The organism is Deinococcota bacterium, assembly GCA_030858465.1.
Classification (GTDB): Bacteria; Deinococcota; Deinococci; order Deinococcales; family Trueperaceae; genus JALZLY01.
Window position 1 is genome coordinate 1 of the sequence record JALZLY010000044.1, and the last position, 5,496, is coordinate 5,496.

Below are 5,496 nucleotides of genomic sequence, written 5' to 3' on the forward strand. Positions count from 1 at the left end.
GCTATAAGGAGGCTGGTATTCGGTTGCCCTTTGAAATGAAGCAATGGAATAGGAGACCGAGTTTGTCATGGTATCAAGTCTTCCTCTGTCGAGCAGCGGCGGCGACCCTCGCATAGTGGCTAGCCGCTCGAGCAGCCTAACGCCCATATTAGCTGACCATATCGGCACGGGTATAATTTTGATCTCGACGTCCAACTCTTTAGCCAGCGCAAGCACCACCTCGCGCAAACGGTAGGACTGTTCGTCGCCTATGATGAATGTCTTGCCAAAACACTGCGGGTTGGCAAGGCACAGCTCGACGGCGTGGGCGACGTTGCCCATGTAAGTGAAGGGGATTTTTGCACCGCCGCCCGCAGGTAGAGGCACGATGCGGCGAGAGATTACGCCGCACAGGGTACGAGCCAGGCCGCGCCCCTCCCCAAAGACAGATGTTGGCCTCAAGATAGTAATGGGGAGGTCACCAGTGAACTCAGCCAGAACCCTTTCACCCTCGAGCTTGCTCGCGCTGTAAGGTGACGCAACCGGCTTTTGCATCTGCTCTGTCACACCCTCCTGATGCCAGCGCCCCATCGCCGCCACGCTGCTGATATGCACCAGATGGGCGACTCCAACGTCAGAAGCAACCTGAGCCAAGTTTCGTACCCCGTCCACGTTAGCGGCTTGGAAGCGCTTTTCCCCTTCTTCGGTGGTGTCCGTGGCATTGGCATAGCCGGACGCATTGATGACAACGTCACCAGGACACAAGCCGTCACGCAGACTTTTTGGATCCGAGAGGTCAACTTGCGAACGCGCCGTGGGCACGACATGGTTTAGGTGACCAAGCTGGTCAACGAGGTGGGAGCCGACGAAACCTCGCGCCCCTATGACGACCACTCTCACCGGCTGGCCGTGATCTCCTTGAGCAGGTCGTGATACTTTGCTACCACGTGAGCCAGGGTAAATTCCTGCTCCAAGGCTCGACGTGCGTTTTGCCCCATCGTCGCCGTCCTCTCTTGTACCGCGGCTAGACTTGTCACCGCCCCAATAAAGTTTTCAACGTCTCCCTGGTCGACTTGAATCCCGCATTCATGCTCCGCCAAGACGCGGCTAATTTCGGAAGAAGGCGACATAACAGCGATGACCGGTCTTGCCACCGCTAGAATATTATAGAACTTTAGAGGTACAGCCAAACCCTCCGCACCCGAGCTAAGCGTTACCACAGAGACATCCGCAGATGACAGAAGCTCGACGAGTTCGCCCTCCGGAACGAGGGGTAACAGCCGGACATTGCAAAGAGCTTCAGTTTCAATGCGGTGAGCTATATATTCTTTTGCTCTTCCTTCGCCCACAATGACGACGGTTATCTCCGGCTTTACCTGCTTCAGCCGTTTGGCAGCGTCCAACATAGTGTCAAAATCATGAAACAGCCCCAAATTGCCCGAGTATAAAGCCATAAAACCGCACAAACCATGCTTTACCCGAAACGGTGTGTCCTTCGTGTTCTTGGTTAAGGGTTGTATGGTCTCATGATCTGCCCAGTTCGTGATGACTGCGATGCGGTCGTCAGCTACGTTATAGTTGCGCATGATCACGTCTTGCATGCAGCGACCCAATACGATCACCCTGTCAGCAGCATTGAGCCACTGGCGCTGGAGCCTCCTAAAGATCTTGGTCATCGCACTATTTTCCGAGGTAACACCTACGACAAGTGCAATATCGGGATAGAGATCGTGGATCAAGTACAGATAAGGCACCTTGAAAAAGCGTTTTAGCAACCAAGGCGCCAAAGGCAAAACAAAAGGATTGGTTACAACAAGAATGACGTCGGGTTTTTTACGGAATAAGAAATAAAAGAACACCGACAGGCTGAACAGAAGATCACCAAAAAGGCGTTGTGCCGGCACATCCCTGTTCAGCTTTAAGGTCCGTAGACGCGACACAGATACGCCTTCGAGCTCCTCCTGCTTGGCGTCATGGGCACTTCTATACTGTCTATCGCTAGAAACCACCTCGAGTTGAAGGTCGGGATGAGTTTCCGCAAGCTGGGCTGCCAGTTCGTATAATACCTTGCCCGTCGAGCCCATATCGGGCGCAAAGTACTCGCTGCAGATACACACTTTCATGCTTATGAAGTTGGTATTTCGACATGCCGCAAGAACCATTCATAGGTGCGGCCGACGCCCTCCTGGAGATCGACCTTGGCCGACCAGCCCGCCTCGCGCAGGCGGGAAACGTCGAGGAGCTTGCGCGGCGTGCCGTCGGGCTTGCTCGAGTCGAACACCAGGTCGCCCCCGTAGCCGACCACATCCTTGATGAGCAGCGCCAGATCGCGGATGCTCAGGTCCTTGCCCGTGCCCACGTTGATGGGGCCGGGCTCCGAAAAGGAGCGCATGAGGAAGAGGCAGGCGTCGGCCATGTCCTCGATATACATGAACTCGCGCATGGGCTTGCCGCTGCCCCAGATCTCCACGGTCGGCGATTTGGCTCGTTTGGCCTCGTGCATCTTGCGCATCAGCGCAGGCAGCACGTGGCTGCTCAGCAGGTCGAAGTTGTCCCCCGGCCCGTAGAGGTTGGTCGGCATCGCCGAGATAAAATCACAGCCGTACTGGCTCCGGTAGTAGTCGCAGAGCTCGACGGCGGCGATCTTCGCCACGGCATAGGCCCTGTTGGTGGGCTCGAGAGGCCCCGACAGCAGGTAGTCCTCTTTTAGGGGTTGGGGGGCGAGCTTGGGGTAGATGCAGCTGCTGCCCAGGTTGAGCAGCTTCTTGACCCCGTGGGTATGGGAGGCGTGAATGACGTTGGTGGCGATCATCAGGTTGTCGTAGATGAACTCGGCGGGATAGGAGCTGTTGGCCAGGATACCGCCGACCTTGGCGGCCGCCAGGATGACGTAGTCGGGGCGCTCTCTGGCAAAAAACCCAGTGACGGCCCCCTGATCGCGCAGATCCAATGCGCTGCTCGGCCTGGTGATGATGTTATCACAGCCCGAGGCATAGAGCTTGCGCACGATGGCCGAGCCTACCAGCCCGCTGTGGCCCGCCACATAGATCTTGGCGTTCTCCAATTCAACCATTGGCGACTCCTCTGGGGGCGACGGCGTGCCCGGCGTCCGTCAGGGTCCTCTCCTGTCTGGCGAGCTCGAGGTCGTGCGCCACCATCCGCGCGACGAGCTGGTCGATCGTCACCTTGGGCCGCCAGCCGAGTTTGGCCTGCACCTTGCTCGAGTCTCCCCACAGGTACTCGACCTCGGTCGGCCTGAAGTAGCGGGGATCGACTTCGACGTGGGCTTGCCAGTCGAGCTCCAACCTGTCGAACACCCGCTGCACGAAGTCGCGCACGGCGTAGGACTCGCCGGTGGCGATGACGTAGTCGTCGGCCTCGTCCTGTTGCAGCATCAGCCACATCGCCTCGACGTAGTCCTCGGCGTGGCCCCAGTCGCGTTTGGCCTCCAGGTTGCCCAGGTAGAGCTTGTCCTGCAGCCCCAGCTTGATCCGCGTGGCGGCGCGGGTGATCTTGCGGGTGACGAAGGTCTCGCCGCGGCGCTCGGACTCATGGTTGAAGAGGATGCCGTTGCAGGCGAAGAGCCCGTAGGCCTCGCGGTAGTTCACCGTCTGCCAGTAGGCGTAGACCTTGGCGGCCGCGTAAGGCGAGCGCGGATAGAACGGCGTCCTCTCGGACTGCGGCGGCGGCGAGGCGCCGAACATCTCCGAGGTGCCGGCTTGGTAAAAGCGCAGCTCGTTGCCCGTCCGCCCGCAGTAGTCGCGGATGGCCTCGAGCAGCCTGAGCGCGCCCAGGGCGTCGATATCGACGGTGTACTCCGGCTGTTGAAACGACACCGCGACGTGCGACTGCGCGCCCAGGTTGTAGACCTCGTCGGGCTCGACCTCTTCTAGCACACGGCGCAGGCCCGTGCCGTCGGCCAGGTCGCCGTAGTGAAGGAACATGGTGGCCTCGGGCCGGTGCGGGTCCAGGTAGAGGTGATCGATGCGGTCGGTGTTGAAGGTCGAAGCCCGGCGGATGATGCCGTGCACCTCGTAGCCCTTCCGCTGCAACAGCTCCGTCAGGTAGGAGCCATCCTGACCGGTGATCCCGGTGATCAAGGCCCTTTTCATCGGTCCCGAAGCCTCACGGCCTCAGCGTCCGAACGCTTGCGGCCATGACCGCCCTCGGGGCTGGCTGGCCTAGCCGCGGACCGTAGTGGCGCGTCTCCTGGTAGCTGGTCTTTCACTGCGTGTACCTCCGAACCCTTGGCTGTGTGACTAGCTGGGTGATTAGCCGGGTGACTAGCTGGGTGACTAGCTGGGTAACGAATTGTATCGTGAGGGACGTACCGCCGGCGTCCCACCCGGTCGTTCTGGAGCGCGCTGAACCAGGCGGCCGTTTCCTTTACGCCCTCACTCACCGTGTGGGGCAAGGGCCCACACACCGCTTCCGTGTCGCTCAGGTCAAAGGTGTACTCCGTCAGCACGTTGTTGAGGCGAAACGAGTTGAAGGGAAAACTGCTGTAGCCCAGCGCGTTGATCGCATCTCCCATCCTGGCGGCGGCTCTGACCAAGGTCTCGGGGTAGGTCTTGATCGGCTTGGCCCCGAACTCGCGCTGAAAGGCGTCGGCCCAGGCGCGCAGCGACAGCGGCTCGTAGTCGGCCAGATAGAAGACCCTTCGCTGTATCTCCTCGGCAGGCGCCGCCAACATCCGCTGGTACTGATAGACGATGTTGCCGACATAACCGTAGGACTTGTAGAGCGGCCTCCTGCCGACATGGAAATATCCGCCCCTTTGGATCATCCCCAAGAACTTCTGGTAGTGCGGCAGCATGCCCGGCCCCCACACGGTCGTGGGCCGCAGCAGGCACCATTCGCGGCCGGCGCCGTCCGAACCGCGCACGAGCTTTTCGGTGAGCACCTTGCTCTCGCCGTAGAGGGTGCTGGGCGCGTAGTCCTGGTCGTGTCGCGGCAGGTAGCCGACGCCGCAGACGAGCTGCGACGAGGTGAAGAGGGCGCGGCGCACCGCGGGCGTCTCCCGGATTGCCGCGAGCAGGTTCTCCACGCCCACCGTGTTGGCCGCGTAGCCGCCGATATTCACCTTCTCGTCCAGGTCGGTGCGGGCGGCGAGGTGGATGACGGCCTCGGGCGCAAACGCCGAAACGAGGTAGGTGAGCCCTGCCCGCTCGAGCAGGTCGCAGCGCTCGACGTGCGCCTCGTGAGCCGGATTGACGGGCGGCTTGTGATCGAGGCCCAGCGCGGTGTGGCCCTCGGCGAGCAGGCGCTCGAGCAGATGGCTGCCGATAAAGCCGGAGCTGCCGGTGACGAGGACCCTCACGGCCTCCTCCCGCGGCGCGCTGCTCGAGCCAGCGCCTCTTGGGCGATCGCCTCATAGCGCTCGACGATAGCCGGCCAGGCATACTGTTCGCGGACGAGACGCCTGCCCCGGGCGCCCATCGCCTTCATCGCCGGGCGGCCCCCGCAGCCCACCCGCCGCAGCCCGTCCAGGATGCCCTCGGCCGAGCGCGCCACCAC

General features: G+C 61.1%; 6 protein-coding genes. All 6 read right to left on the reverse strand.

From position 1 onward, the window contains the following. The coding region (locus tag M3498_02385; GenBank protein MDQ3458143.1) for an NAD-dependent epimerase/dehydratase family protein at nt 1-879 on the reverse strand (879 nt) is incomplete at its 3' end. Further along, on the reverse strand, nt 876-2,102 hold the full coding sequence (locus M3498_02390; protein ID MDQ3458144.1) for a glycosyltransferase family 4 protein: 1,227 nt from the start codon (nt 2,100-2,102) through the stop codon (nt 876-878). The genes M3498_02390 and M3498_02385, both read right to left, overlap by 4 nt. Before the next feature lie 2 nt (nt 2,103-2,104). Continuing rightward, nucleotides 2,105-3,043 carry a GDP-L-fucose synthase gene (locus M3498_02395; GenBank protein MDQ3458145.1) on the reverse strand — a complete coding sequence of 313 codons (939 nt, stop codon included), beginning with the start codon at nt 3,041-3,043 and terminating at the stop codon, nt 2,105-2,107. Nucleotide 3,044: 1 nt separating this feature from the next. Beyond that, complete coding sequence (gene gmd, locus M3498_02400; GenBank protein ID MDQ3458146.1) at nt 3,045-4,091, reverse strand: GDP-mannose 4,6-dehydratase; 1,047 nt, start codon at nt 4,089-4,091, stop codon at nt 3,045-3,047. Next, complete coding sequence (locus tag M3498_02405) at nt 4,088-5,299, reverse strand: NAD(P)-dependent oxidoreductase (GenBank protein MDQ3458147.1); 1,212 nt, start codon at nt 5,297-5,299, stop codon at nt 4,088-4,090. The genes gmd and M3498_02405 overlap by 4 nt, the downstream gene beginning before the upstream one ends. Beyond that, the coding region (locus tag M3498_02410; GenBank protein ID MDQ3458148.1) for a hypothetical protein at nt 5,296-5,496 on the reverse strand (201 nt) is incomplete at its 5' end. The genes M3498_02405 and M3498_02410, both read right to left, overlap by 4 nt.